Origin of the sequence: Mesorhizobium sp. C399B, assembly GCF_030323185.1 — a bacterium.
In the GTDB taxonomy this organism is placed as follows: Bacteria; Pseudomonadota; Alphaproteobacteria; order Rhizobiales; family Rhizobiaceae; genus Mesorhizobium.
The window spans coordinates 6244127-6269639 of record NZ_CP100472.1 but is presented as its reverse complement, the minus strand read 5'-3'; the positions used below and the strand labels follow the sequence as shown (position 1 = coordinate 6269639).

31 protein-coding genes are annotated in these 25513 nt (G+C 63.0%); 9 read left to right on the top strand and 22 right to left on the bottom strand.

The genetic code is table 11. The annotated features are described in order from the left end of the window. Positions 1-74: 74 nt before the first annotated feature. Positions 75-1598 carry a tyrosine-type recombinase/integrase gene (locus NLY36_RS29995; protein ID WP_023736480.1) on the bottom strand — a complete coding sequence of 508 codons (1524 nt, stop codon included), beginning with the start codon at positions 1596-1598 and terminating at the stop codon, positions 75-77. A gap of 264 nt (positions 1599-1862) precedes the next feature. Continuing rightward, on the bottom strand, positions 1863-2324 hold the full coding sequence (locus NLY36_RS29990) for a YbaK/EbsC family protein (RefSeq protein ID WP_023689490.1): 462 nt from the start codon (positions 2322-2324) through the stop codon (positions 1863-1865). A 244-nt stretch (positions 2325-2568) separates the two neighbouring features. Between NLY36_RS29990 and NLY36_RS29985 the strand changes: the two genes are divergently transcribed. After that, positions 2569-3021 (top strand): cupin domain-containing protein, encoded by a 453-nt coding sequence (locus tag NLY36_RS29985; RefSeq protein WP_023697436.1) that lies wholly within the window; start codon positions 2569-2571, stop codon positions 3019-3021. A 77-nt stretch (positions 3022-3098) separates the two neighbouring features. Here NLY36_RS29985 and NLY36_RS29980 read toward each other — a convergent pair whose 3' ends face one another. Next, on the bottom strand, positions 3099-3392 hold the full coding sequence (locus NLY36_RS29980; protein ID WP_023682373.1) for a helix-turn-helix domain-containing protein: 294 nt from the start codon (positions 3390-3392) through the stop codon (positions 3099-3101). A gap of 296 nt (positions 3393-3688) precedes the next feature. On the opposite strand from NLY36_RS29980, the gene NLY36_RS29975 reads away from it, so the two are divergent. Continuing rightward, positions 3689-4303 carry a hypothetical protein gene (locus NLY36_RS29975; protein WP_023669379.1) on the top strand — a complete coding sequence of 205 codons (615 nt, stop codon included), beginning with the start codon at positions 3689-3691 and terminating at the stop codon, positions 4301-4303. A 161-nt stretch (positions 4304-4464) separates the two neighbouring features. Next, positions 4465-4665 (top strand): hypothetical protein, encoded by a 201-nt coding sequence (locus NLY36_RS29970; RefSeq protein ID WP_032934513.1) that lies wholly within the window; start codon positions 4465-4467, stop codon positions 4663-4665. Between the two features lie 233 nt (positions 4666-4898). Here NLY36_RS29970 and NLY36_RS29965 read toward each other — a convergent pair whose 3' ends face one another. Beyond that, positions 4899-5102 (bottom strand): hypothetical protein, encoded by a 204-nt coding sequence (locus tag NLY36_RS29965; protein WP_023697438.1) that lies wholly within the window; start codon positions 5100-5102, stop codon positions 4899-4901. Between the two features lie 412 nt (positions 5103-5514). Here NLY36_RS29965 and NLY36_RS29960 point away from each other — a divergent pair, with 412 nt between their 5' ends. Further along, complete coding sequence (locus NLY36_RS29960; RefSeq protein WP_023669376.1) at positions 5515-5784, top strand: hypothetical protein; 270 nt, start codon at positions 5515-5517, stop codon at positions 5782-5784. Between the two features lie 73 nt (positions 5785-5857). Here NLY36_RS29960 and NLY36_RS29955 read toward each other — a convergent pair whose 3' ends face one another. The 7 genes from NLY36_RS29955 to NLY36_RS29925 form a co-directional block, all read right to left on the bottom strand. Further along, a complete protein-coding gene (locus tag NLY36_RS29955) occupies positions 5858-6160 on the bottom strand; it encodes a hypothetical protein (protein ID WP_023669375.1) in 303 nt (100 codons plus the stop codon). An 85-nt stretch (positions 6161-6245) separates the two neighbouring features. Further along, a complete protein-coding gene (locus NLY36_RS29950) occupies positions 6246-6788 on the bottom strand; it encodes a MerR family transcriptional regulator (protein WP_023669374.1) in 543 nt (180 codons plus the stop codon). 134 nt (positions 6789-6922) lie between these two features. After that, positions 6923-7246: an integration host factor subunit alpha gene (locus tag NLY36_RS29945; RefSeq protein ID WP_006201891.1), complete on the bottom strand. Its 324-nt coding sequence runs from the start codon at positions 7244-7246 to the stop codon at positions 6923-6925. A 104-nt stretch (positions 7247-7350) separates the two neighbouring features. Next, positions 7351-8322 carry a beta-ketoacyl-ACP synthase III gene (locus NLY36_RS29940; RefSeq protein WP_023669373.1) on the bottom strand — a complete coding sequence of 324 codons (972 nt, stop codon included), beginning with the start codon at positions 8320-8322 and terminating at the stop codon, positions 7351-7353. 9 nt (positions 8323-8331) lie between these two features. Next, positions 8332-9402 (bottom strand): phosphate acyltransferase PlsX, encoded by a 1071-nt coding sequence (plsX, locus tag NLY36_RS29935; RefSeq protein WP_023669372.1) that lies wholly within the window; start codon positions 9400-9402, stop codon positions 8332-8334. Positions 9403-9549: 147 nt separating this feature from the next. Further along, positions 9550-10098 (bottom strand): YceD family protein, encoded by a 549-nt coding sequence (locus NLY36_RS29930; protein WP_023715400.1) that lies wholly within the window; start codon positions 10096-10098, stop codon positions 9550-9552. 15 nt (positions 10099-10113) lie between these two features. Next, a complete protein-coding gene (locus NLY36_RS29925; RefSeq protein WP_023736478.1) occupies positions 10114-10656 on the bottom strand; it encodes a ubiquinol-cytochrome C chaperone family protein in 543 nt (180 codons plus the stop codon). Positions 10657-10771: 115 nt separating this feature from the next. On the opposite strand from NLY36_RS29925, the gene NLY36_RS29920 reads away from it, so the two are divergent. Then, positions 10772-11284 (top strand): outer membrane protein assembly factor BamE, encoded by a 513-nt coding sequence (locus tag NLY36_RS29920; RefSeq protein ID WP_023669368.1) that lies wholly within the window; start codon positions 10772-10774, stop codon positions 11282-11284. A 100-nt stretch (positions 11285-11384) separates the two neighbouring features. Here NLY36_RS29920 and NLY36_RS29915 read toward each other — a convergent pair whose 3' ends face one another. After that, the gene (locus tag NLY36_RS29915) at positions 11385-12425 is read right to left on the bottom strand and encodes a helix-turn-helix domain-containing protein (protein WP_198024431.1); all 1041 of its coding nucleotides are present in this window, start codon (positions 12423-12425) and stop codon (positions 11385-11387) included. A gap of 209 nt (positions 12426-12634) precedes the next feature. On the opposite strand from NLY36_RS29915, the gene NLY36_RS29910 reads away from it, so the two are divergent. Then, complete coding sequence (locus NLY36_RS29910) at positions 12635-13549, top strand: LysR substrate-binding domain-containing protein (protein ID WP_023727524.1); 915 nt, start codon at positions 12635-12637, stop codon at positions 13547-13549. Between the two features lie 58 nt (positions 13550-13607). On the opposite strand, the gene NLY36_RS29905 is transcribed toward NLY36_RS29910, so the two are convergent. Next, positions 13608-14165, bottom strand: coding sequence for a hypothetical protein (locus NLY36_RS29905; protein ID WP_023705063.1), 558 nt, complete (start codon positions 14163-14165; stop codon positions 13608-13610). Positions 14166-14240: 75 nt separating this feature from the next. Continuing rightward, positions 14241-14702 carry an anthrone oxygenase family protein gene (locus NLY36_RS29900; protein WP_023736476.1) on the bottom strand — a complete coding sequence of 154 codons (462 nt, stop codon included), beginning with the start codon at positions 14700-14702 and terminating at the stop codon, positions 14241-14243. Positions 14703-14997: 295 nt separating this feature from the next. On the opposite strand from NLY36_RS29900, the gene NLY36_RS29895 reads away from it, so the two are divergent. Further along, positions 14998-15543 (top strand): dTDP-4-dehydrorhamnose 3,5-epimerase family protein, encoded by a 546-nt coding sequence (locus NLY36_RS29895; RefSeq protein WP_245260290.1) that lies wholly within the window; start codon positions 14998-15000, stop codon positions 15541-15543. Position 15544: 1 nt separating this feature from the next. Beyond that, complete coding sequence (locus tag NLY36_RS29890) at positions 15545-16543, top strand: glycosyltransferase family 2 protein (protein WP_023727522.1); 999 nt, start codon at positions 15545-15547, stop codon at positions 16541-16543. 77 nt (positions 16544-16620) lie between these two features. Here the strand turns inward: NLY36_RS29890 and NLY36_RS29885 are convergent, their stop codons facing one another. Next, entirely contained in the window at positions 16621-18762 is a 2142-nt protein-coding gene (locus tag NLY36_RS29885; protein ID WP_023689501.1) for a sodium-translocating pyrophosphatase, read from the bottom strand. Here NLY36_RS29885 and NLY36_RS29880 point away from each other — a divergent pair. After that, positions 18752-18982, top strand: coding sequence for a hypothetical protein (locus NLY36_RS29880; protein WP_156933240.1), 231 nt, complete (start codon positions 18752-18754; stop codon positions 18980-18982). The two genes, NLY36_RS29885 and NLY36_RS29880, sit on opposite strands and share 11 nt — an antisense overlap. 40 nt (positions 18983-19022) lie before the next feature. Here the strand turns inward: NLY36_RS29880 and NLY36_RS29875 are convergent, their stop codons facing one another. From NLY36_RS29875 to ribH, 7 genes are all read right to left on the bottom strand, one after another. Beyond that, positions 19023-19790, bottom strand: coding sequence for an ABC transporter permease (locus NLY36_RS29875; RefSeq protein ID WP_023736475.1), 768 nt, complete (start codon positions 19788-19790; stop codon positions 19023-19025). Then, positions 19787-20725 (bottom strand): ABC transporter ATP-binding protein, encoded by a 939-nt coding sequence (locus NLY36_RS29870; protein WP_023736474.1) that lies wholly within the window; start codon positions 20723-20725, stop codon positions 19787-19789. Before NLY36_RS29870 ends, NLY36_RS29875 begins: the two co-directional genes overlap by 4 nt. Beyond that, positions 20722-21885, bottom strand: a complete 1164-nt coding sequence (locus tag NLY36_RS29865) for an ABC transporter permease (protein WP_023736473.1) — start codon at positions 21883-21885, stop codon at positions 20722-20724. The genes NLY36_RS29870 and NLY36_RS29865 overlap by 4 nt, the downstream gene beginning before the upstream one ends. Before the next feature lie 258 nt (positions 21886-22143). Beyond that, on the bottom strand, positions 22144-23055 hold the full coding sequence (osmF, locus tag NLY36_RS29860) for a glycine betaine ABC transporter substrate-binding protein OsmF (protein WP_023689505.1): 912 nt from the start codon (positions 23053-23055) through the stop codon (positions 22144-22146). A 177-nt stretch (positions 23056-23232) separates the two neighbouring features. Next, entirely contained in the window at positions 23233-24450 is a 1218-nt protein-coding gene (locus tag NLY36_RS29855) for an MFS transporter (protein WP_023689506.1), read from the bottom strand. Next, positions 24447-24947, bottom strand: coding sequence for a transcription antitermination factor NusB (gene nusB / locus NLY36_RS29850; RefSeq protein ID WP_023669355.1), 501 nt, complete (start codon positions 24945-24947; stop codon positions 24447-24449). The genes NLY36_RS29855 and nusB overlap by 4 nt, the downstream gene beginning before the upstream one ends. Next, positions 24944-25438, bottom strand: coding sequence for a 6,7-dimethyl-8-ribityllumazine synthase (gene ribH / locus NLY36_RS29845; protein WP_023669354.1), 495 nt, complete (start codon positions 25436-25438; stop codon positions 24944-24946). Before ribH ends, nusB begins: the two co-directional genes overlap by 4 nt. Positions 25439-25513 lie beyond the last annotated feature (75 nt).

The following is a 25513-nucleotide window of genomic DNA, read 5'->3' as shown; positions in this document are numbered from 1 at the left end:
AATGCCCGTCGATCATCTATCGCTATCAAACAGTGTCCGCCATTTCAACGGCGTATTAGAAATCTCAGCTATTTTCACGCGAGCGCTTTCGACCGGCTGACCGGCATAGCAAGAACGTTGTCGGCACTCTCGCCTTTGATTGCGGCCAAAACGCTCTGCCAGCGTCCGCCACCTTCGAGAAGAGCGCCGTTGAATTCGCTTCTGCGGGCTGTCTCCTCGTCGCGATCGCCGTCTACTCTCCACGCCTGAAACTTCGGCCACAGCATCTCGTCGACGAGCAACTCGACATATCGCGTCCAAGCTTCGAGCGCCTGCCGCTTCTCAGCTTCGAAATCGTGCTTCTGATAGACGCCGACGATCCCTGCAAACGAGCCGCTAACGTGATTCAATATTTTCTCGATTACCTCTAGGCGAACGCCGAACCCGGCAAGTCGGGTTGCCACTGTCCGGCGTAGATCGTGCAGGCCCCAAGGCGGCATAGGCTCGGCAGCCTCATTGGCTTCCGTCCGCAACCTTCCTATCTCGGCGTCCAGCCGCGCCTTTGATCGGCTGTATCCTGAGACGTGAGTTTCGCCGGTAGTGGTGAACGCGAACTTTGGTTCGAGCTTTTTGCCGTTGGCGGCGATGATCGGTTCGCGGGGCAATAGTCCCAATATGGCTACCACCAAATGCGACAATGGAACCGAGTGCGGCTTACCATTCTTGGTCCGAGATCCCGGCAGCTTCCATTCTGGCCAGTTCCCGCCCAAGGACATTTCCGGCCATTCGATTCCCGCCACTTCCTCACGTCGCTGGCCGGTCAGCAAAAGCAGACGCCACATCGGTCCGAATGGATATTCAAATGCCCCCATGGCGCGCCAGACGTCTTGCAGCTCGGAATCGGCAAGCACCCGCTCGCGAGGCTTCTCCTCAGTCGGTTTGGTGATCCCATCACATGGCGATACGGCAATGACGTCCTCGTCGACGAGCCAGCCAAAGAACTTTCGCAACGTCGCAAAAACCCGATTCGCCGTGACCGGCGATCCACGGGCGACGATAGCCTTTAGAAGGTCTTTCACGTCGCGTTTTGTAACGTGAGCAACGTGGCGGCCGCCCAACACCGGGTTGATCTCGGCTTTGAATTGTCGCTCGACCTCGGGCCATGATCGGTTCTTTTGGGCCTTGCACCATCCTTCCACAAAGGCGGCGCCTTGCTTACGAACCAGATCGCGTTCCGCTTCGGCCTGCTTGTCGGACAATGCTTCTTCGGAAACCGGCTTGGCGGCCTCGATAGCCGCCTTCTTGACCTTAGCCGGATCCACACCCTCGGATACCGCCGTCAAAGCGCGCAAAGCTGCCACCCTGGCCTCGCCGAGCGTATGGCCCTGCCCCAATGCCGGGCCGCCGACTGGCGCGTCTGATAGTCGGGCATTAAGCACATGGCCGATGGTCAGCTTTTGGGATTTGCCACCGAACCGATATCGAAGCGCCCACGATTTCGCGCCGCTCGACTGGATGACCAGATAGAGGCCACGACAGCCCCCGTCCGGGATCTCCCGCCGGCCGTTTGGGTTAGGCTTGGCGGCCTCGACGGCCTTCGTTGTGAGCACGCTTGCCATGGTCAAATGCCCCTTCCGGGTAACGAGGGGTAACGCATTTGGTGTGTTTGACGGCGTTACCCGATGTTAGTATCATTCGCAGACATATCGCTCAACGCCTTGCATTGCAAGGCATGTGGTGCGCTCTTGTGATTTGGAATGTTAGGCTTTGAGAGCCTTGAGATTTGACTGGGGGTCAAGGGGTCGTCGGTTCGAATCCGGCCACTCCGACCATTTTTAGACAGGACTTGCCCCCAAAGGTCCTGCTTCTCAAATCACCAACATTCATCCTTGGCACACATCGACCCATTCGGCGCCGACAATCTGTGCCATGCGCTGCGGGCTGAGCCTTACAGCGGCGTTGGTGGCGCCGGCCGCGGGCACGACTTCATCGAAGGCGCGCAGCGAGACGTCGCAATAGACCGGCAGCGGCGCCGGCAGGCCGAATGGGCAGACGCCGCCGACGGGATGGCTGGTAATCGCGACAACCTCGTCGGCGTCAAGCATGCGCGGCTTGCCGCCGAAGCGGTCCTTGAATTTGCGGTTGTCGAGCCTCGACATGCCGCCGGCCACGATCAGCATGGTCTCACCGCCGACGCGCAGGCAGATGGTCTTGGCGATCTGCGCCGGCTCCACGCCATGCGCCTCAGCCGCCAACGCCACCGTCGCGGAACTCGCTTCGGTGACGAGCACTTCGACATCGGGCGCATGGGCAGCCAGGAAGGCGCGCACGGATTCAAGGCTCATCTCGGCATTGTCCCATTCGAAAACGGTTAGCGTTCACACGGGATAGCTTCACGCTCGGTCGGCGGCAACCTCCCCGCCCCTCGACGGCTGCAGCGATACCAGGCCAGGCGGGTCGCGTCGCATGTCAACAACGCAAGGCGCATCCCCCGTGCGGGAGATGTGTTCGGGCTGCTGCCTTGGTAGGTCGCAATGGATCAGGGCCGGCGCTTATGCTGTGCTCCCACGACCAACCGGAGAGACAATCATGCTCAAGCTCGCCTCGGCTCTGGCGCTGCTGCTTGTCGGGACGGCGCCGCTGCTTGCCGACGACATGCCGATAAACGCGGACGCCATCAAATGGGGCCCTGCTCCTGCTGTCCTGCCCGCCGGCGCGGACATGGCTGTCATCGCCGGGGACCCCTCGAAGGATGGCATCTACGTGCTGCGGTTGAAGTTGCCGGCCGGCTACAAAATTGCCGCGCACAACCATCCCACCTCGGAGTATGTGACGGTGATTTCCGGCAATTTTCATATCGGCATGGGCGACAAGCTCGACGAGACCAAAGGCATCGAACTGACCGCCGGCGGCTTCGGCGTAGCCCCGCAGGGAATGAACCATTACGCCTGGGCGACAAGCGCTACGATCGTCCAGGTTCATGGCGAGGGGCCGTTCGCAATCACCTACGTCAACCCGGCGGACGATCCGAGCAAGAAGTGACATTCGCCGCGGGGCGAATGCAACAAGCCCGCCAGGGCAAACCATGGCGGGCTTGTTGAACGACGCTTGGCCGTTGTTTATGAAACGGACCGATTTTCCACAGGCGCCGTGGGCGCCGGGGCATCGATCAGGGCCGTTTCCGGCAATTGCAATGCTGCGGCGATCCGGCGAAGTTTCGTCGGATCGGTGTCCTTGCCGCTCTCTATGTCGGCAATCTCGCTGGTCGACAGACCGCAGGTCAGGGAAAGCTCTTCAATACTGTATCCCTTTGTCTCCCGGATGGCTTTGAGGCCGGGGTGCTCGAGCGCAACGTCGGCCGCAACATCGGCCGCCAGCCTGGAGAAGGGTTCGTGTTTTGCAGTTTGGGGCATTGGCAACTCCATGGGGCTAAAGAGTTTTGGATCAAATGATAGGGTGTTGCCTGAGAGCCGGGACAATGCCCGCTTGACGGCGATTTGCCAAGGCCCAAACCGACCGTCACAGCATCGTGAACCGGCGTCAAAACCGCAGGCGCCAGGGCACATATAGGATCTCCGCCCCGATCTCCCAATCAAGTTCTTTTGAAGGGCCGCACGCCGAAGTGTTCAGCGGTTTTGCGCCGCTCGCGCGTTAGCCTGATATTGCTGGCAGCCGCATCGGGCCAGCTTTTCCCAAGAGGATCAGATCCATGACATTCAAGACATCAGCCATCGTGCTCGCCACGATTTCAGGCCTCGCTGGCGCGAGCATGGTCGCGGCGCAAGCCGCCGAGGCCGTGCGCATTCGCGGCACGGTGACCGCCTTTGCCGGAGCGACGCTGACGGTGAAGACCCGCGAAGGCGCTACCGACGCCATCGCGCTGGCTGAAGGGTGGAAGATTTCCGGCGTCGCCAAGGCGGATGCCGGGGATATCAAGCAAGGCGATTTCCTCGGCATTGCCTCTGTTTCGAAGGCCGATGGCGGCAGCGGCGCGCTTGAGGTGGTGATCTTCCCGGCCGCGCTGAAGGGCGCCGGCGAAGGCGACCGCCCGTGGGATCTCGAGCCCAACAGCCGGATGACCAACGGCACGGTCGCCGATGTCACCGAGATTGCAGGTCGCACGGTGACGCTGACCTACGACAATGGCCAGAAAAAGCAGATCGCGATCCCGCAGACGACGCCGGTGGTGACCTTCGCGCCGGCGACGCCCGCCGACCTCAAGCCTGGCGCTGTGGTGTTCGTCAACGCCGAGCGCGGCAGCGACGGCAAGCTGACCGCGGGCCGGGTCGTTGTCGGCACCAACGGCGTCATTCCGCCGATGTAGGTTGCCGACGAAGCCGCCAGACACAATCCAGAAACAAAATTCTACAGTCCGGAAAAACTGTCGAAAAGTTCGGAGGCGATAGTCATGACTGCGGGGTTCACCGGCACCGATCTTGCTCGGTGACGGCCAAATTCAGCCCGCGCAGAAAAGGAAACGAAGTCATGAAGAAGTCCCTCCTGTCGGCTCTCGGGCTGGCTTTTGCCCTGGCTGTCTCTCTGCCCCTCATCGGCGCCAGCAGCGCCGACGCAGCACCGCTGCACAAGAAGCATCACCACCATCATCATCATCACAACAAGCATCACCGCCATCACCACCACCACCACCACCACCACCACAACAAGGTGGAGGCCAAGAAGGCCTGACAGGGCCGACTTGCCCAACGGGAAGGCTGGCCCTGGAGTCCTCGCCAAGGCCGCCTTCCCGTTGGTTTTTGCCAGGCGACACGTGGAAAAGCTGAAGGCAGGATTCGATGGCGCCCATGCGCCAGAATGCGAGCAACCACAGCGCACCCAACGAACGTATCCGGCGCAAGGCCGACAACACAGCGGTAGCCAGCTGCAGGACACCCCGGGTCTCTCAATGCCGTCGGAACCCGCTAGGACGGCGCCGCGAACGCGAGCACTATTGCGATCAAAATCAAAAGCGGCCCCATCCATTTGAAATGCTTCGCGACCTGCAGCCACCATGGCTGCTGACCTTGCTGGGCCTGAAAAGGACTTTGGAGCAGCCCAAAACCAACGCCTGTCATCCACAACCCAGCGCAGAACATGATGAACTCGTCGATGTAATTTGCGACCACGCCCGTCTCCTCCGCCGGTACCTTTGGACTGGCGTTATAGTCGCAGCCGGGAGTGGCAGAAAGCGCGGTGCCAAGTGGCGGCAATGACTGCTGCCGCCACCTGACAAGAGCCGGGGGCGGACTAGGTCTTGGCCGGCCATTTGGGCACGCCACCGTGTGACCTTCGCATGGGATGCCGCGCTGCTACGTCAGCGCCCTTCACGCGAAATGCATGATCGATGCCGCCCCCGCCAGGCGCCGTCCGTTGGCGAAGGCTAAAAATCGACGTCGCGAAAAAACGCGAAGAAAATTCGAACCACGCATGAACCTTTGCTTTGGAGGCCGCACTAACCGGCATGGACGCCGAGAAGGCGATCCCAACACAGAAGGACGCCATGGTGGCGATCCTCGATCCAGAGAAGGAAATGCTCAAATGACCAACTTCAAGCGCATCACGCTCGCCGCGGCCCTCATCGTCTCGGCCTTCGGTTCGGCTTCCGTTCCGACCTCGGCTTTCGCCAACGGCACGCATCCCACGGGCGACGGCGGCGCGGTTTGCAAGGGCTCCGGTCATTGCCTGGTGCTCTCGATCGAGTGCAAAGGCACCTATACCGACGCCACGGACAAGAATGGCACTGTCTATGGCAAGTGCAGCCAGACCGCGCAGGTTTCGCCGCAGGCCAAGATCAAGCTCGCCAAGTAATCGGCCGCAGATCAGGGAAATGGCGGTCGTCCGCGGGACGGCCGCCATTTTCTTTTTGTTTTCGTGAATTGTTTTAGCGCCGGCTGAGCAACAGGCTGGCGAGAAGGCCGACCACGACCAACCCAACAGCAGCGGCTGTTGCCGGACGATCGCGCGCCGTCTTTTCGATCGCCCTGCCCTGCTTCCTGATCGCCGGCAGCGCATCGCTGACAAGGTCGGCAAGCTGCCCATAATAGTCCGAAGCGGCATCGCGCCCGTCCTCGTAGTAAGCACCGCCGCGTTTGGCCACGACTTTGCGCAACGCGGCGAGCTCTTTGGAAAGGGTCGCGACCTGCTTTTCGAGATCGAGATCGGAGAGGGTCGAAAGCGATACCATGATTGTTTTTCCTTCTTTTGAGAGAAGGCCAAACGCATGGCCGCAGAACCGGTTCCGGTCTGCTTGCCCGAGGGCAGCGGAAAGGTTAGCGCACCTGGTCGAGCAGGCGCTTGCACTCCAGGAGGTCAAACAGCGCCTCCTGCAGCAAGGCCCGGTTGTCGCGCGACAGTTTCGATGCGCCGGGCTGGACCGGACCTTCCTCCTCGGTCTTGCCCAGGCCGAAAAAGCGGCGGCTGGGTTTTACCTTGGGCTGGCCGACCAGCATCTCGTCATCCATGCCGCGCGGCTGGGCGGCTGGCGTCAGCGGCACCTGATCGGCCTGCCTGCGCTGCGAGATCGCTTCGACGGCAGCCATGTCGCCATTGCCGATGGCGACCAGGAAATGGTTGCCGTTCTCGCGCAGCAGTTTCTGCACGCCCTTGATCGTGTAACCCTGGTCGTAGAGCATGTGGCGGATGCCCTTGATCAGTTCGACATCCTGCGGCCGGTAGTAGCGGCGGCCGCCGCCGCGCTTCATCGGCTTGATCTGGTTGAAACGGGTTTCCCAGAAGCGCAGCACGTGCTGCGGCAGATCGAGATCCTCCGCGACCTCGCTGATGGTGCGGAAAGCGTCGGGGCTCTTGTCCATGGGCGAAATCCTCACGCTGGACGGCGATCCGGCCCAGTCTGCCGAATCGGGTATCATTTCAGCGGTTTATGAAACAATATTCAAGCCCGGCGTCAAAACGGCCCGGCGTTTTCAACCGAAGCCTGCGGCAGAACCTATTTGCCGCCCTTGGCCTTGCTGTTCTGGTGCGAGCGCAGGATACGGCTTTTCAGCACGTTCGACGACTTGAAGGTCATCACCCGGCGCGGCAGGATCGGCACTTCCTCGCCGGTCTTGGGATTGCGGCCGATGCGTTCGTTCTTGGAACGGACGTGGAAGGTGGCGAAGGACGACAGCTTCACCGTCTCGCCGCGTACGATGGCTTCGCAGATTTCGTCCAGCACCGCCTCGACGAGTTCTGCCGATTCAGTGCGTGACAAGCCGACCTTACGGTAAACAGCTTCGGCAAGGTCGGCGCGCGTAAGTGTCTTTCCCCCCATGCGACCGTCCCATCAGTTCAAAAAACATAAATCGATACAGGTAAAGGCAGAGCCTAAGTAATTGATCCGGCAAGGTCAAGGACCGAAACCGGACCGTTCGGCACTTACCAGCGAACGAGAACCGCGCCCCAGGTGAAGCCGCCGCCCATCGCTTCCAGGAGCACGAGATCACCCTTCTTGATGCGACCGTCGGCGACGGCCACCGAAAGCGCCAGCGGCACGGAAGCAGCCGAGGTGTTACCGTGCAAATCGACGGTGACCACCACCTTTTGCTCAGCAATCCCGAGCTTCTTGGCCGAAGCGTCAATAATGCGTTTATTGGCCTGATGCGGCACGAACCAGTCGAGGTCGTCGGCGGTTATGCCGGCCTGCGAAAACGTCGCCTCGATGACGTCGGTGATCATGCCGACGGCGTGCTTGAACACTTCGCGGCCTTCCATCCTGAGATGGCCGACCGTGCCGGTGGTCGAGGGACCGCCATCGACGAAAAGCTTGTCCTTGTGGGCGCCGTCGGAGCGCAGGCTCATCGCCAGCACGCCACGGTCGGCAATGCCGCCGGTGCCCTCATCCGCTTCCAGCACCAGCGCGCCGGCGCCGTCGCCGAACAAGACGCAGGTCGAGCGGTCGCTCCAGTCGAGGATGCGGGAAAAGGTCTCCGCGCCGATCACCAGCACGCGCTTGGCGAGGCCGCCTCTGATGTAGAGGTCGGCGGTGGTCACCGCATAGACGAAGCCCGAGCACACCGCCTGCAGGTCGAAGGCAAAGCCGTGATGCATGCCGAGCCGGTTCTGGATCTCGACGGCGGTCGCCGGAAAGGTGTTGTTGGGCGTCGAGGTCGCCAGCACGATCAGATCGATGTCGGCAGGCGTAAGACCAGCATTGTCGAGCGCTGCGCGCGCCGCCGCCTCGCCCAGCGACGCCGTCGTCTCGTCATCGGCGGAGATATGACGCTGGCGGATGCCGGTGCGCTGGGCGATCCACTCGTCCGAGGTCTCGACCATGCCTTCGAAATCGGCATTCTTCATGATGCGGCGGGGCAGCGCAGCACCGGTGCCGCGCACGACTGATCTGATCAAAGCTCTTTCCTATTCCTTTTCGTCGACGGTGGCGTCGGATTTCCTGTTTGCCTGGGCATGCGGGTTGCGCGCATGGAACAGGTCGAGATCGGCCTCGATGCGGTCGATCAGATTGTTGCGCACCATGTCGTAGCCAAGCTCGATGGCCGCCGCGAAACCGTCCGAATCGGCGCCGCCATGGCTCTTTACCACGATGCCGTTCAGACCCAGGAAAACACCGCCATTGGAGCGGCCCGGATCGAGCTTTTCGCGCAGGCGGTCGAAAGCGCCCTTGGCGAAGACATAGCCGATCCTGGCCATCAGCGTGCGGTTCATCGCGGCGCGCAGATAGCCTGAGATCTGGCGCACAGTGCCTTCTGCCGTCTTGAGCGCGATGTTGCCGGCGAAGCCCTCGGTGACGACCACGTCGACCGTGCCCTTGCCGATGTCGTCACCCTCGACGAAGCCGTGATAATTCATCGAGGCCATGTTGGCCTCGCGCAGCATGCGCCCGGCTTCCTTGACCTCTTCCTGTCCCTTGATCTCCTCGACGCCGACATTGAGCAGGCCGACTTTCGGCCGGTCGATGCCGAACACCGAGCGCGCCATGCCGGTGCCGAGAATGGCAAAGTCGATCAGCTGGTGCGCATCGGCGCCGATGGTGGCGCCGACATCCAGCACCACGCTCTCGCCGCGCATCGTGGGCCAGATCGCCGCGATCGCCGGACGGTCGATGGTCGCCATCGTGCGCAGGCAGAATTTCGACATCGCCATCAGCGCGCCGGTATTGCCGGCCGAAATGCAGGCCTGCGCGCTGCCACTCTTGACTGCTTCGACAGCCTTCCACATCGACGACTTCCAGCGGCCGTGGCGCAGCGCCTGGCTCGGCTTGTCGTCCATCCTGACCGCGACTTCGCAATGGTGGAACTCGCTGACCTCGGCCAGTTTGGGGAATTTGGCGAGTTCGGGGCGCACCAATTCCTCGCGCCCATATATGACGAAGCGGATGTCGGGACGCCTGACGGCGACCGTCATGAGTGCCGGGATGACCACGTTTGGCCCGTGATCGCCACCCATGGCATCGATGGAAATCCTGATCACGCGGTCTTTATCTCACTAGCTTGGGCCAGGGCACATGGCCCGCGAAAGAAATACGAAACTCGCGAAATTCAGGGGCTCGCGAAGGTTCGGCGAAAATAGCGGTTTTGGGCTGCCGCACAACCGGCTTTTCTCCGATCGCTTCGTGTTTTAGGATTTTCCAAGCAAGGATCGCAGCTTTTGCTGGAATTCATTCTCGACGGGCTCGTTCGGGCCGGCGGCATCGAGCGAGGCGCCTGCCTTGCGCGGATAGGGATCGATCGCCAGCCCGAAGAACTGTTCGGCGAGCGCGCCGACGTCGATCGTGTCGCCGGAGAAAGTTTCCGGGCTGTCCGGCCCTTCGGCGTCGAGCAGGATTTCGCCACCGCCTTCGAAACCTTGCCGTCCGAGTTTGGATTGTTCGGGCAGGAACAGCGCCTCGACCTCTTCGTCGATATGGGCCGCGACCGGCTCAAGGGTGACGATGCAGGCCTGGGTGATATCAGCCTCGACGCGGCCGCTGACCTTGACGCCATTGCGCTTCCACGGCGCCACCAAAAGCTCAGCACGGTAGTTTTCGACCGAAAGCAGCTCGTGCTCGCGCGCAAGCATTGCGCGCTGCGCGGCGTCGGCGTCGATCACCACCTGCAAACCTTTGTGCGGCAGGCGGCCGACATTGGCCGCAAATGAGACCGGGCTAGGCGTGTCCACATGTTTCATCTTGGTCTCCCCTCCTCACTCCGCTTTCGCGACGGGAAACGCCACGGCACCGGAAACGATCGATTCGGACGGCTGTGCTTCAAGCTGCCTTGCGGCATCGATTACATAGGACGCCAGCGGCAAGGCTTGCAGCCAGGCGCCGGCATCGGGTCTGACATTGCGCGCCAGGGCGGCAGCAAGCGCGTCGCGGTCGCTGCGTTCCAGCGCGTCGTCATAGGCGGCGGTACGGCCGTAGAACATTTTGGCCAGCCTCTTCATGCGCTTGGGCACGCCGACATCGCCAACGCCCAGTTCCCGCAGCGAATGCTCGACATCGAGAAAGAACTCGTCGATCAGCACCTGCGCGACCTCATGCGCGACGCCCTCTTCGCCGCGGAGCCGGTGCTGAAACAGGAACATATGCAGCGACAGCATCTCGAAACGGCCGAGCGGCGTATCCGGCACATTCCAGTGGGAATAAAACACGGTCTGCCGCGCCGCCGCCACGATTTGTGCGTAAAGCGCCTCGGTGATAGCGCGGTTGGCGTTGCGTTCGCGGCCAAAAAGGCGCTGGAACATTGAGGGTGGTCTCCTGGGGACCGATTGTTTGAATGGGCCTTGTTGCATCGGCAAGCAAGCTGGTTTACCGGTTTTGCCGCCCAGCGCAAGTTGCGGCCAGCTAATGGAGTTGTTGTTGCGCGCGCTGAAATTCAAGTCGACTTTTCTGCCTGGGGCCACCGCCGCGGTTTCGCTGGTGCTGGTGGCTTCCGCGCTGTCGGGCTGCAATTCGTCCAAGATGTTCGGCGACCTTAACCCTAGCGAGACGCTGACGCAGGGCTATGTTATCGACCAGCAGGCGGTCGATTCGGTGCCGGTGGGCTCCAGCCGCGAACAGGTGCTTCTGGCGCTCGGCACGCCATCGACGAAAGCCACCTTCGACAATGAGGCGTTCTATTACATTTCGCAGACGCGCAAGCGCTATGTCGCTTTCGACAAGCCGCGCCTGGTCGACCAGAAAGTGCTCGCGGTCTATTTTGGCGAGGACGGGCGCGTCACCCAGATTGCCAATTACGGTCTGAAGGACGGTAAGATTTTCGACTTCATCTCGCGCACCACGCCGACCGGCGGGAAGGACCAGAACTTCCTCAGCCAGATCATCAAAGGCGCCAGCAAGCTGGCGCCCCCCATTCCTGGCGGCGGCGCCTAAGAAGCGACCGCCTTCCTTAGATTTTTGCTTCCCCCGAAGCGACACCATCTCAGGCGACCAAAAGCCCGCGGGAGCGATCCTGCGGGCTTTTGTTTTGAGGTCATGCGGCCGCAACACCCGTCGCGCTTTGCCGCGCGTGGCCTGTTCGGCCGCCGGGCTCCAGCGAGGCGCGGTGCACAGCCGCACTCTGCCGCGCTTCCGAAGGCGTCATGCCGAAATGCCGGCGGAAGGCGTGGTTGAAGGTCGAGAGATCGCCGAAGCCGGCGTCGAAGGCGATGGCGCCGATGGTGCGGTGTGCCAGGCGCAGGTCGGATAGCTTGCTGCAAACCAGCGCCAGCCGCCGGCCAAGCACGAACTGCGACAGCGAGGTACCCTCACCCTCGAACAGCTTTCTGATATAGCGCGCGCTGACGCGGTGGCGCCCGGCCAGCGCGTCGGACCCGACATCGCCGGAAGCCAGATTGCTTTCGATATCGGCTTTGATGGCGCGCAGCCGCGCGGCGCGTATGCCGCGGCCTGCGGCGACCTCAGTGGCGTCCTGCGTTGCCCCGACCACGACCGCGACAAGGTCCTGTATGTGCTTGGCGGCAAGCCAGCGCAATTCGGACGCGGCCAGGTTCGGCTCCTGCATCAGCAGACGGACATAGCTGGTCAGCAGCAAGAACTTTTCGCCCACGCATGACATCGGCGTCATCAGGGCGGCATCCGCATTCGCAGCCACGGGCCCGAGCGCTGCCTTGGGGATGGTGATGAAGAGATGATGCGACATCGCCCGCTCGATCACATGCGGATCAGAGGAGGACAGAAGGATTGCCTGGCCGGCCTCGATGCTGGCCTCGCGGCCGAGATGCGAGAAGGTGGCAGCGCCCTCCAGACACATGAAGAAAATGTAGTCATCGGTCCCCTTGGCCATGGCGCTGGAACGGATGGTGCGGAAGGCGGTGGTCCTCGAATCGGCAATGCCGACGCCCGGCAGCCGCAGGATGGTCGCGTCGACGGAGAGCTTTTCCTCCGTGACGTTAAAATCCATGTCGGTCACCATCCGGCGCAACAGGTCGCAATAGACGTTTCTCCATTCGGCTCGGGGCCACATGGCGGTCGAAAAGCGCGCATGCGCAAACTCGGGGGGTCGAATAGTCATGGGGTACTCCCAAGCGATTGTCTTCATTTCACTGTCGTTCGTAGTCGAGGCTCGTTCCATGAACGGCCTCTCATTCCGACGGCGGCAATCGGGGGGCAGTGGATGGCTACAATGATTTGCGCACTTGGACAAAAGACTATTTACGAAGCTATGGATGAGCTTAGTTCATTCATGCTAAGGAACCCATGGGCAGGATAGGGTAACGGCAAATGACAAGACGGCTTCCACAACTGGAATCCATTCGGGCTTTCGAGGTCATTGCCCGGCTGGGCAGCTTCAAGCGCGCCGGCGATGAGCTGAATGTTACGCCAAGCGCGCTCAGCCACCGCATCGCCGATCTCGAAGCCGATCTCGGCGTGCTTCTGTTCACCCGCCATGTCCGCCGCGTCGAACTCACGCTTGAAGGCGAAAGATTGTCCGCAGGCGTGCGACGCGCATTGCTGGAAATCCAGAGCACGATCGCGAGTGTCGCGCGCAACGAGCGCACGAGGCTGAGGGTCACCGCCATTCCTTCGCATGCCGTACGCTGGCTGGCCCCGCGCCTGCACAGGTTTCGCAAAAAGCATCCCGAAACAGAGATCGACATCAATGCGGATCTTGCAGTCGTCGACCTTTCGCAGCGAACAGTCGACATCGCATTGCGCTTCGGCGGCGGACACTATCCGGCCGTCAAGACCGAATGGCTGATGGCAGATGCGATCTTTCCTGTCGTCAGTCCCGACTATCTCGCCGCCAACGGCCCGGTCAGAGACCAGCACGATGTGCTGCGACTGTTTCGCATCCTCGACACGACGGCCGAAAATGACGAGAGCGGCGCCAATTGGCGCCACTGGTTCGAGAGAAACAATCTGCCGCTGGATACGGTTGGCGACGGCATGAATCTGAACGGCACCTTGCTGGCGGTCGAAGCGGCGGCGAGCGGTCTGGGCGTCGCCATCGCGAGGAAGTCGCTGGTCGAGAGCGATTTGCGCACAGGCAGGCTCGTCCGCCTCCTGACAACGGACATACCGACGAACTGGAACCACTACGTCGTCGTCCACCCGTCCATCTCCGCCTGGGAGCCTGCCAGATCATTCATCAACTGGCTGAAGGCGGAAGCCGGCGACAGCGCCGGCGCCGGTTGACCTCGGCGGCCGTTTGGGAACTCTCCTCGGGAGGTCAGCAGAAGGCGCCCCCCGGTGCTCACGGACTCATTGCACCGGCCGGTTGGTCATCCTTGCGGCCCGACTGGTTCGCGGCCTTGGCGGCAAGCGCTGCCGCCATCTGGCTCTCCAGCTCGCGCAGCTTGGCGTCGAGTGTCGCCATGCCGCCCCAGCCGAATGTCGCGCGGTACAGCGGTGCGATCTCGGGCGTCAGGAATTCGACGAGGGTTTCGTCCTCGACCCAGACCTTGAGCACCTTGAACAGGCGCGCATCGATCAGCTCGCTATGCCAGCCCATGCGGGCGGCAATGCCCTGGATGGTTTCGGTCGAATTGGGCGTGCTGAGCAGCACATGCGAGCCGGAGCGCAGGCGCATGTTCGGGTCGAAGCCGATGCCGAGCGGCGCTTGCTGGTCCAGAACCGTGCCGCACGGCAGGATTTCGATCAGCGAGCCGAAATCGTCGCCGAGGCAGACGAACCATGCTCCCTCAGGAAATGGCGGCGACGGCGCACGAACCGCGGTGGCGACAAGCATTTCGGCAAGGACGCTGGCGACGGCCTGCGGATCGCGGGCGTTGAATGAAGCGTGGTGCAGCATGGCAATACTCCTGTTTTCAACGGCGGCGGCCGGCAGAAGTGCCGACCCATGCCGCGGCGTTCCGCGAAAACTGAATCACCGGCTGAGCGTCAGGATGACCGCGGCAAACAGGCAGGCGTATTCGGCCAGTCCAAGCACAAGGCGCAGATTGTGGTTGGCCGCCCAGCTGTCGCGCGTCTGCGCCCAATCATCGGGGATGGTCACCGGCGTCCAGCTCTGCACCTGTTTGTTGAGCGGCACCTGACGGCTGACGGTGAAGCCAATGTCGATCACCACCAGCGCCGCGGCGACGATCGTCAGGATGCGCGGCAGGCCGGCATCGACCGCAAACATCGCCGTCGCCGCGATCAGCACCAGCGTCGTCAGCCTGACGACCGGCATCACCCGGGTAAACGTCCGGTCGCGCATCTGATGCATGGCCATGTACTGGCCGGCGGTAAGATCATCGATGCGAAAATCATGGATTACGCCCGAGACGTAGATGCCGGCAATAATTCCAGCCAGCGCAAGCCAAGCCGTCATCAAAAACATGTCCATGTCTTTTCCTGCCGAAATGCCTTTCCCTGCCCGAAATCGCCGCGAGGGCGAGCAGACACCGCGTCGATCGCAATGTCCTGGCCATGGCCGGGGTATTAAAGCAGGCGAACGGTCCGGGCTTGGGCAGAACGGAACGATGTTTGGGCAATGCGGCCCTCCGATTGCATCAAAACATCAAGTGCCGTGAGATCGAAACCCATCAGCAAACCTTGACGCGTACTTGCCAGCGACCGGTCAAATTCGTATCAGACCGTGCTGGCCAATGGCGCATCACGCTGAATTGGGAGGAGCATCCGTGCCGGAAAAAACCCGGACAAAACCGACAGACTGGATGGCGACCGGAACGGCTGACGGCCAGGTGGTCACGCCTGACTGGATACCCATCGAGCCGGTGGCGATCGATGGCGTGAGGGTCAAGGAGATCAGGCCGGTCGCAACCTCCACCGGCTATCTGACCGAGATCTTTCGCGAGGAGTGGGAGCTCGATTCGGAGCCGGTCGGCCAGGTCTTCCAACGCACCTTGTATCCCGGCGCGGTGACGGGCTGGCATGCCCATGCGGTGACGACCGACCGGCTGTTCTGCTGCGTCGGCAGCGTTCGCATTTCGCTGTTTGACGGACGCAAGGCCTCGCCGACCTTCGGCGCCGTCTGGCACAAGATTATCGGCCCGTTGCGCCCGGCGGTCGTCATCATTCCACCCGGAATATGGCACGGTGTTGTTTCGCTCGGAGCGGAGACGGCGGTGCTGCTCAACCTCGTCGACAAGGCCTATGCCTACGATCAGCCCGACCATTGGCGCCTGCCGCCAGACACCGACCACATTCCCTACAGACTGGTGTAGCGTGGAAGCATCGGCGCAGCGCGAACAGGCCGGCGGCGAACCGCTGGTTTCGATCGTGATCGCGACGCACAACCGGCCGGCAGCACTGCGGCAGGCATTGACCAGCGTCATGCGCCAGACGATGCAAGACTGGGAAGCCTTGGTCATCGGCGACGGTTGCAGGCCGGATACGGCGGCCGTTGTCGCTGAATTTGACGATGCCCGCATCGTCTACATCGATCTTCCTGTCAATTTCGGCGAACAGTCCGGTCCCAACAATATCGGCTTTGCCAGGGCGCGTGGCCGCTTCGTCGCCTTGCTCAACCACGACGATCTGTGGTTTCCCGACCATTTGGCGGCGATGACCGGCTGGATCGACGCCTCGGGCGCCGACGTGGTGCTGGCGCGCGGTGCCGTCATCCAGCCGCCGTCAGCGGCCGGCAATCCTGTCAATTCGATCTTCGGGATCGGCAAGGATGGTTTTTACGACCCCGTCACGACGGAAGGATTTGGCTCGGCACACATGTTTCGCCGCGCTTCGTTCAGCCTGCTCGGACCTTGGCGACCCGCCAGCCAGTGCTTTTGCGAAAGCTCGCAGGACTGGCTGTTTCGGGCATGGCGAAAGGGCGCGGTGATCGCGACGATGCCGCACCTCACGGTGATCAAGTTGCATTCCGGCATACGCAAGGGTTCCTATCTCGGCGACAATGCGCAGGAACAGAAGGATCTTCTGGATGCCATGCAGACGCCGGACGCCTTGCGCGTGAAAATCCTTGGCTGCGCGGGCGAACCCATTCGCCTGGCGGCATCGAGTTATCTCAGGCGCAGGCTGATGGCGGCTCTTGGCATCCATCCCCGCGCCCGCGCCTTCCGCCGCAAGTATAAGCGAGGCGCCTTCCTTGCCAAGCTGCGGCGCCTGCGTGGCCTGGCGCCGATGCCTGAGCGCGAACCTGGCGTGAGCGAATTGCTGGATCGCTACAGCAAGCGCGGCGATGTGGGGACCGAGCCGGATGAGGGTTGACTGCCACCAGCGTAAATCTCAAACAAAAACCCGCGGGATCGCTCCCGCGGGTTTGTTCCTGAAGCAGTGGCGTTGCCTTAGCCGTGCGCGAGCACGGCCAGCAGCAGAAGCGCCACGATGTTGGTGATCTTGATTGCCGGGTTGACCGCCGGGCCGGCGGTGTCCTTGTAGGGATCGCCAACCGTGTCGCCGGTGACCGAAGCCTTGTGCGCTTCGGACCCCTTGAGGTGCTTGACGCCGTCCTTGTCGACAAAACCGTCCTCGAACGACTTCTTGGCATTGTCCCAGGCGCCGCCGCCCGAAGTCATCGAGATGGCGACGAACAGGCCGTTGACGATGACGCCGAGCAACGAGGCGCCGAGTGCCGCAAAGGCGGACGCCTTGGAGCCCGAGATCAGCTGCACGCCGAAATAGACGACGAGCGGCGCCAGCACCGGCAGCAGCGAGGGGATGATCATTTCGCGGATCGCCGCCTTGGTCAGAAGGTCGACGGCGCGGGCATAGTTCGGCTTGGAGGTGCCGGCCATGATGCCCGGGTCCTCGCGGAACTGCTTGCGCACCTCCTCGACGATGGCGCCCGCCGCGCGGCCGACCGCCGTCATGGCGATGCCGCCGAACAGGTACGGGATCAGGCCGCCAAAGATCAGGCCGGCGACAACATAGGGATTGGAGAGGTCGAAGGAGACATCGCCCATGCCCTGGAAGTATGGATATTTGTCGCCATTGGCGGCAAAGAACTTCAAATCGTTCGAATAGGCCGCAAACAGCACCAGCGCGCCAAGACCGGCCGAACCGATGGCATAGCCCTTGGTCACCGCCTTGGTGGTGTTGCCGACCGCGTCGAGCGCGTCGGTGGAGTGGCGCACTTCCTTGGGCAGGCCGGCCATTTCGGCAATGCCGCCGGCATTGTCGGTGACCGGGCCGAAGGCGTCGAGGGCGACGATCATGCCGGCAAGGCCGAGCATGGTGGTGACCGCGATCGCCGTGCCGAACAGGCCGGCGAGCTGGTAGGTCGAGATGATGCCGCCGACGATGACGATTGCCGGCAGTGCGGTCGATTCGAGCGACACCGCAAGTCCCTGGATGACGTTGGTGCCGTGACCGGTCACCGAGGCCTGGGCGATGGAGTTCACCGGGCGCTTGTTGGTGCCGGTATAGTATTCGGTGATCACCACGATAAGACCGGTCACAACGAGACCGATCAGGCCGCAGATGAACAGGTTCTTGCCGATGATTGTCATGCCGGCGACGGTGCCGACCTCGCCCCAGCCGACAGTTGCCGAGGTAGCGACGCCGAGACCGACGATCGACAGCAGGCCGGTGACGATCAGGCCTTTGTAGAGGGCGCCCATGATCGAGCCGTTGGAACCGAGCTTGACGAAGAAGGTGCCGACGATCGAGGTCAGGATGCAGGCACCGCAGATCGCGAGCGGATAGAGCATCGCCGCACCCAGAGCGGCGGTTCCGCCGAAGAAGATGGCAGCCAGCACCATGGTGGCAACGACGGTCACCGCATAGGTCTCGAAGAGGTCGGCGGCCATGCCGGCGCAATCACCGACATTATCGCCGACATTGTCGGCGATGGTGGCCGGGTTGCGCGGATCGTCTTCGGGAATACCGGCTTCGACCTTGCCCACGAGATCGCCGCCGACGTCGGCGCCCTTGGTGAAGATGCCGCCGCCCAGACGGGCGAAGATCGAGATCAGCGAAGCGCCGAAGCCGAGCGAAACCAGCGCATCGATGACGATGCGGTCATTGGGCTGCAGGCCCATCGGGCCGGTCAGAATATAGTAGTAAATCGACACGCCGAGCAGCGCCAGGCCAGCCACCAGCATACCGGTGATGGCGCCCGACTTGAAGGCGATGTCGAGACCGGCGGCGAGGCTGTTGGACGCCGCCTGCGCGGTGCGCACATTGGCGCGCACCGAGACGTGCATGCCGATGAAACCGGCGGCGCCCGAAAGCACGGCGCCGATCAGGAAGCCGACCGCGGCGGTGATCGAAAGCAGCCACCAGGCGAGCACGAGCACGACCACGCCGACGATGGCGATGGTGGTGTACTGGCGCGCCAGATAGGCCTGCGCGCCTTCGCGGATGGCGGCGGAGATTTCCTGCATGCGTGCATTGCCCTGATCGGCTGCAAGAACCGATCGTGTCGCCCAGATGGCGTAAAGGATTGAAAGCAAGCCGCAGGCGATGACGGCAGAAATGATGGTCATTGCCGAATTTTCCTCGATTGATGGCCCAAAAGAACCCCTCCCTGGGCCGTTGGTGCGGGGAGCGGATAAGCCTAGGCGGAATCCGTCCTTCGCAGCGGTGTATGCGAAACAGGGCTCGGAACGTCAAGATATTGTTCGGTTTTTGCCCCGCTTTCAGCCAAAAGGTTTAGGCCACAACATTCCCATTGCCGATGCCCTGCTATTAGATCGATTGAAATGACGCCGCGTCAGTCAATGCTTTGCCCGCAGTCCAGCGAAGGTCAGTCGCCAGTCTCCTGCCCCATCTTGCGCGCCGTATAGCGCTCGATGGCGGACAGTCCGTCATAGATCAGCACCGCCAGCGCCGCGACGATCAGGCCGCCTTGCAGGACGAAGGCGAGATTGTTGGACAGCAGGCCGGCGATGATCACCTCGCCCAGCGTCTTGGCGGCAACCGTCGAGCCGATCGTCGCCGTGGCCAGGCTGATCACCACCGACAGCCTTATTCCTCCCAGAATGATCGGCGCGCTCAGCGGCAATTCGACCTTGACCAGTCTTTGCCAGCCCGTCATGCCGGCACCGCGCGCGGCCTCCATGATGTTGCCGGGCAGCGTCGTCAGACCGGTCAGCGCGTTCTCGAAGATCGGCAGCAGGCCGTAGAGAAACAGCGCAATCAGCGTCGGCTTCTCGCCGAAACCCACGGCGGGCACCGCCAGCGCCAGCACCGCCACCGGCGGAAAGGTCTGGCCGATGTTCACCAAGCTGCGCGACAGCGGCAGGAATTCGGCGCCCGCCGGCCTGGTCACCAGGATGGCAAGCGCCACGGCAACGATGGTTGCGGCGGCGGTAGCGATCAGCACGGTCCTGAGATGCAGCAGGGTCAGCGTCAGCAGGCTGCCCTGATTGTAGATCGCCGGCGCATTGTTTTCGGTCAGCGGCTTCAACAGCGGCTCGAACCAGCCGGGATTGGTGACGAAGGCTATGAGAAGCACCACCAGGGCAAGCCTGAGCAGCGAAGGCAGCCAGGCTTTTAGACCGGCCCCTTTCATGCCGGCCTCGCCGCGCGCTTCACCAGCCCGTCGACGGTGACGCGGCCGAGCAGCTTGCCGTCTTCGCCCTTGACCGGCAGCGCCGGGCGGCCCGACCACAGAAGCTCAGCCAGCGCGTCGCGCTGGCTGGCGTCGCCGGGGATCGCATCGCCTTCCGCAGTCCCCTTCTCCACGGCGTCGCGCACGCGGCCGAGCGACAAGAGCCGGAACGGCTTTTCACTGGCGCCGACCAGGGTTTCGACGAAGGCGCTGGCCGGCCGCGCCAGGATCTCTTCCGGCTTGGCGTATTGCACCAGCTTGCCGGCATCCATGACGGCAATCTTGTCGCCCATATGAACCGCCTCTTCCATGTCGTGGGTGACGAGGATGATGGTGGTGCCGAAGCGCTTCTGGATCGCCAGCAGATCTTCCTGCGCCTTGGTGCGGATGATCGGGTCGAGCGCGCCGAATGGCTCGTCCATCAACAGCACGTTGGGTTCGGCGGCGAGCGCGCGGGCAACACCGACGCGCTGCTGCTGGCCGCCGGATAGTTCGTGCGGATAGCGCGGGCCATAGGCTTCGGGGTCGAGCTGGTAGAGGGTCATCAGCTCGGCGACGCGGGACTTGATACGGGCGCTGTCCCAGCCGAGCAGCACCGGCACGGTGGCGATGTTCTGCGCCACCGTGCGGTGCGGGAACAGGCCGTGGCCCTGGATGGCGTAGCCGATGCTGCGACGCAGTTGATAGCCGGGCAGCGAGCGGTTGTCGGCGCCGTCGAGCTTGATGACGCCAGCGGTCGGCTCGACCAGCCGGTTGATCATGCGCAGCAATGTCGTCTTGCCGGAACCTGAGGTGCCGACAATGACGCAGACCGTGCGCGGCTCGATCACCATCGACACGTCGTCGACCACGGTCGTGGCGTCATAGCGCTTGGTAATGCCTTCGATCTCGATCATGCCGTTTCAACCCTGCGCTTGGTGGCGGTCATTTCGATCACTGCGTCGAGGATGATGGCTGCGGCGAAGGCCAGCGCCACCGTCGGCACGGCGCCGAGCAACACCAGGTCCATCGCCGTCTGACCGACGCCCTGGAACACGAAGACGCCAAAGCCGCCGCCGCCGATGAGCGCTGCGATGGTGGCCAGGCCGATGTTCTGCACCAGGACGATGCGGATGCCGGTCAGGATCACCGGAAAGGCCAGCGGAAACTCGACGCCAAACAGGCGCTGGCGATCGGTCATGCCCATGCCGCGCGCGGCATCGTTGGCCGCGCGTGGCACGCCGGCAAGGCCGACCACGGTATTGGCTACCACCGGCAGCAGCGAATAGAGGAACAGTGCGACGAAGGCCGGTGCGGTGCCGATGCCTCTGATGCCGAATGCCGCCGCACCAGGCACGTGCGCGGCGACCCAGCCGAGCGGCGCGATCAGCAGGCCGAACAGTGCGATCGAGGGAATAGTCTGGACGATGTTGAGCACGTTGAGCACGCCGGCCCGCAACCGTTCGACGCGGTGGCAAAGAATGCCGAGCGGCAGGCCGACGATCACCGCCGCCGCCAGCGACCCCAGCGCCAGCGTGATGTGCTTGGAGCCTTCGGCCCAGAAACTATCGGCGCGGTTGGCATATTCCTTGAGGATCGACAGGCTGTCCCACTGCCCCGATATCAGCAACAAGCCGATGGCGAGTGCCGCGACGACGAGCACGCCGACGCGGGCCAGTGGCGACAGGTTCAGCCGGGTCAGCACATCGGCCAGCAGCAGTGTGAAGGCGAAGATCAGCAGCCAGAAGCCGGAGGCCGGCGAGATGCGGGCGAAGGTGTTGCCGGCAGGGGTCAGGAAGGTGCCTGCGACACCGATCAGGATGGCAAGGGCGGCGAGTGCGACTACGCTTGCGGCCAAGCGCAGGACAAGCGGGGTTTTCAGCAAGGCAACAATTGCGGCCACGACGACGATCGCCAACAGCAGCGGTCCGATCGTCGCCGGCAGCGCCTCCAGGATCGAACGCGCCTCGCCCGGCACGATGCGGTTGGCGCGGAAAGTGGCGAACGAGGCGAAGAAGGCCGCATAGGCAACGATCGCCGCGATGACCACGCCGAGCTTGTCGAAACGCAGGTTCATGAGGCGCACTCGTGCGAAGCGGTGTGCTCTGAGCGGGATGCAGGATGAAAAGCTCTGCGCGAGGCACCCCCCTCTGGCCTGCCGGCCATCTCCCCCTCAAGGGGGGAGATCAGATGTTCCAATGGCTTTCGCCAATCTCCAACGCTGGAAAACGAAGCGGAACGCAGCAACCGCCAATCTCCCCACTTGAGGGGGAGATGTCCGGCAGGACAGAGGGGGGTGCCTCGCACCAACGTCACTTTTCGAAGGCGCGACTGACTACTTCAAGAACCCGTTCTTCTTCAAAAAGTCCTCGGCGACACCCTTGACCGGCTCGCCGCCGACCTGGACGCGGCCGTTGAGTTCCTGCAGCGTGACGAGGTCGAGCTTGGCGAACACCGGCTTCAACAGCGTCTCGATCTCCGGATGCTCTTTCAGCACCGCTTCGCGGATGATCGGCGCCGGCTGGTAGACCGGCTGCACGCCCTTGTCGTCGGCGAGCACGACCAGGCCGGACGGCGCGATGCCGCCGTCGGTGCCGTAGACCATGGCGGCGTTGGCGCCGTTGGTCTGGTTGGCGGCAGCACCGATTGTCGCGGCGGTGTCGCCGCCCGAAAGCGTGATCAACTGCTCCGGCTTCAGCGTGAAGCCGTAAGTGGTCTGGAACGCCGGCAGGGCTGCCGCCGAATTGACGAACTCAGCCGACGCCGCCAAAACCACCGTGCCGCCGCCGGCGACGTATTTGCCGAAGTCGGTCAGGGTCGCCAGCTTGTTGGTCTCGGCAACCTCCTTGCGCAGCGCGATCGCCCAGGTGTTGTTGGCCGGTGACGGCGACAGCCAGACGATCTTGTTGGCGTCATAGTCGAGCTTCTTGGCGGTCTCATAGGCCTTGGCGGCATCCTTCCAGACCGGATCGTCGGCCTTCTCGAAGAAGAAAGCGGCATTGCCGGTGTACTCGGGATAGATGTCGATCTCGCCGGCGGTGATCGCCTTGCGTACCACCGGCGTGCCGCCGAGCTGGATGCGGTCGGTGGTCTTGATGTTGTTGGCGTTGAGCACAAGCTGGATGATGTTGCCGAGCACGCCGCCCTCGGTGTCGATCTTCGAGGAGACGACCACCTGGGCATTGGCGGAGGCGGCCGTGATGCCGAGCGCCAACGCCGCGCCGGCCAGAATCTTGACTGAAAACATTGTGAAAACCCCTTGCTTTGGACCGAAATGCGGTGGCCGCATATGAGCATGGCTTCAACGCCCCGTCGGGGCACACGGTTTCATAACAATGGGTACAGACGCAATAATTTTGTGCGGTCGCCGCGATTCGGTCGGCGCCATGCTGACAGGTCGTGCCAAGCCAAAGATAGAACCCGATCAGGCGCGGGCTTTGCGCGATCCGGTCAGTTTGAGCGCGCCAAGGGCGACGAAACACAGGGCGACGACCGGGAAAACCAGCCAGTTCAGCATCTCCCAGCCCCAGGCATTGTAGATGGCGCCCGACATTAGCGAGGCGAAGGCGACGGAGCCGAACAGGACGAAGTCGTGGAAGCCCTGCACCTTGCTCTTTTCGGACGGATGGTAGCTGTCGGCGACCATGGAGGTGGCGCCGATGAAGGCGAAATTCCAGCCGAGGCCAAGCAGGATCAGCGCCGTCCAGAACTGCCACAAATGCAGGCCGGACAATGCCACCGCGGCGCAGCCGATGAGCAGGACCAGGCCGGTTGCGACGATGCGTTCGGCGCCGAAGCGATGGATCAGCGATCCGGTGAAGAAGCTCGGCGCAAACATCGCCATCACATGCCAGGAAATGCCGAGCGTGGCGTCGTCCGTCGACAGGCCGCAGCCGACCATGGCCAGCGGCGCGCCGGTCATGACGAAACTCATCAGCGCATAGCTGCCGACGGCGCAAAACAGTGCCGCGACGAAACGCGGCCGGGTGACGATCTCGGACAGCGGCCGGGCGTCGCTTGACGCGACTTCCGCGTGGCCGGGAGCCTTGGCCGGGATGCGCAGGAATGACAGGATGATGGCGCCGGCCGCCGCCAGAACCGGAATGGCCACGAACGAGCCGGCAAACATCACCGGCGCCAGCAATTCGCGGGTGAAGATGACGATCTGCGGCCCGAGAATCGCGGTGATGACGCCGCCGGCCAGCACGAAGGAAATGGCGCGCGCCTTGAATTCGGGCGGAGCATTATCGGCGGCGGCGAAGCGGAACTGCTGGACGAAGGCGCCGCCGACGCCGATCACCAGCAGCGCGAAAGCGAACAGCCAGAAGCTGGCGTGGAACAGAGCCAACGTGGAGATGACGCCGCCAAGCGCGGTGACGATGGTGCCGGTCATGAAACCGCCGCGCTGGCCGAGCCAACGGATGATGGCCGCGGCCGGCAACGCGCCGAGCGCCACGCCGATGTTGAAGCCGGTGATTGGCGCCGTTGCCAGCGACTTATCGGGGCCAAGCAGATATTGCCCGGCCAGCCCGCCCATGGAAATGGCAATCGGCGCGGCCGAACCGATAATCGCCTGCGACGTCGCCAGGATGATCGCCGTGCGGCGCGCGTCCCGTGCTGCGCCGGCGACGGTGCCGGTCACAATGCGTCCTTGCCGCGCCCCTCGCCCCGCACCCGGCGCGACACACGGTCGAGCACGGCGTTGGTCAGCTTCGGCTCGTCTTCCTCGTAGAAGGCCTTGGCGATGTCGACATATTCCGAAACGATGACGGCCACCGGCACGTCGTCGCGCTTCATCAGTTCGTAGACGCCAGCGCGCAGGATGGCGCGCAACGTCGAATCGAGTCTGGACAGCGGCCAGTCTTCCGTCAGCGCCTGGCGTATGATCGGATCGATGGTCGTCTGGTTCTCGACGACGCCGGCCAGGATGGCGCGGAACCACTGCGCGTCGGCCTCCCGATAAAGCGCGCCGTCGACTTCCTTGCCGAGCCGGAACGCCTCGTATTCGGCGGTGATCTCGAAGACGCCGCTGCCGGCCACGTCCATCTGGTAAAGCGCCTGCACGGCGGCCAGACGGGCGGCGCCACGCTTATTGGCATGGCGTGTCGCGGGCTGGCCGGGCGAAGCGGGTTCGCTCACGATTGCGCTCCCAGCTTCTCCTTGAGCGCGATCATGGTCAGCGCCGCGCGCGCGGCAAAGCCGCCCTTGTCGCCCTCCGAGCGCTTGGCGCGCGTCCAGGCCTGCGCGTCGTTCTCGGTGGTCAGGATGCCGTTGCCGATCGCAATCGCTTCCTGGACCGAGAGATCCATCAGCGCGCGACTCGATTCATTGGCGACGATGTCGAAATGATAAGTGTCGCCGCGGATGATGGTGCCGAGCGCGACAAAACCATCATAGTCCTTGCCGCCCTCGCCCATGCCGTCGAGCGCAAAAGTGATCACTGCTGGAATTTCCAGCGAACCGGGAACGGTGATGACGTCATAGGTCGCGCCGGCTTCGTCGAGCGCGCTCGTCGCGCCGTCGAGCAGCGCGTCGGCAAGATCGTCATGAAAGCGCGCCTCGATAATCAGAAGGTGGGCCTTCTTCTTCGGGCGAATGAACGCTTTGCCGTGTTGGGATGTGCCTGCCATGAATGTCTCCGGGGGTACCGGTGACTTAGGCTGAAGCGGTCACATTCGCAAGCTTTGTCCGACGCTCAGGCCCGG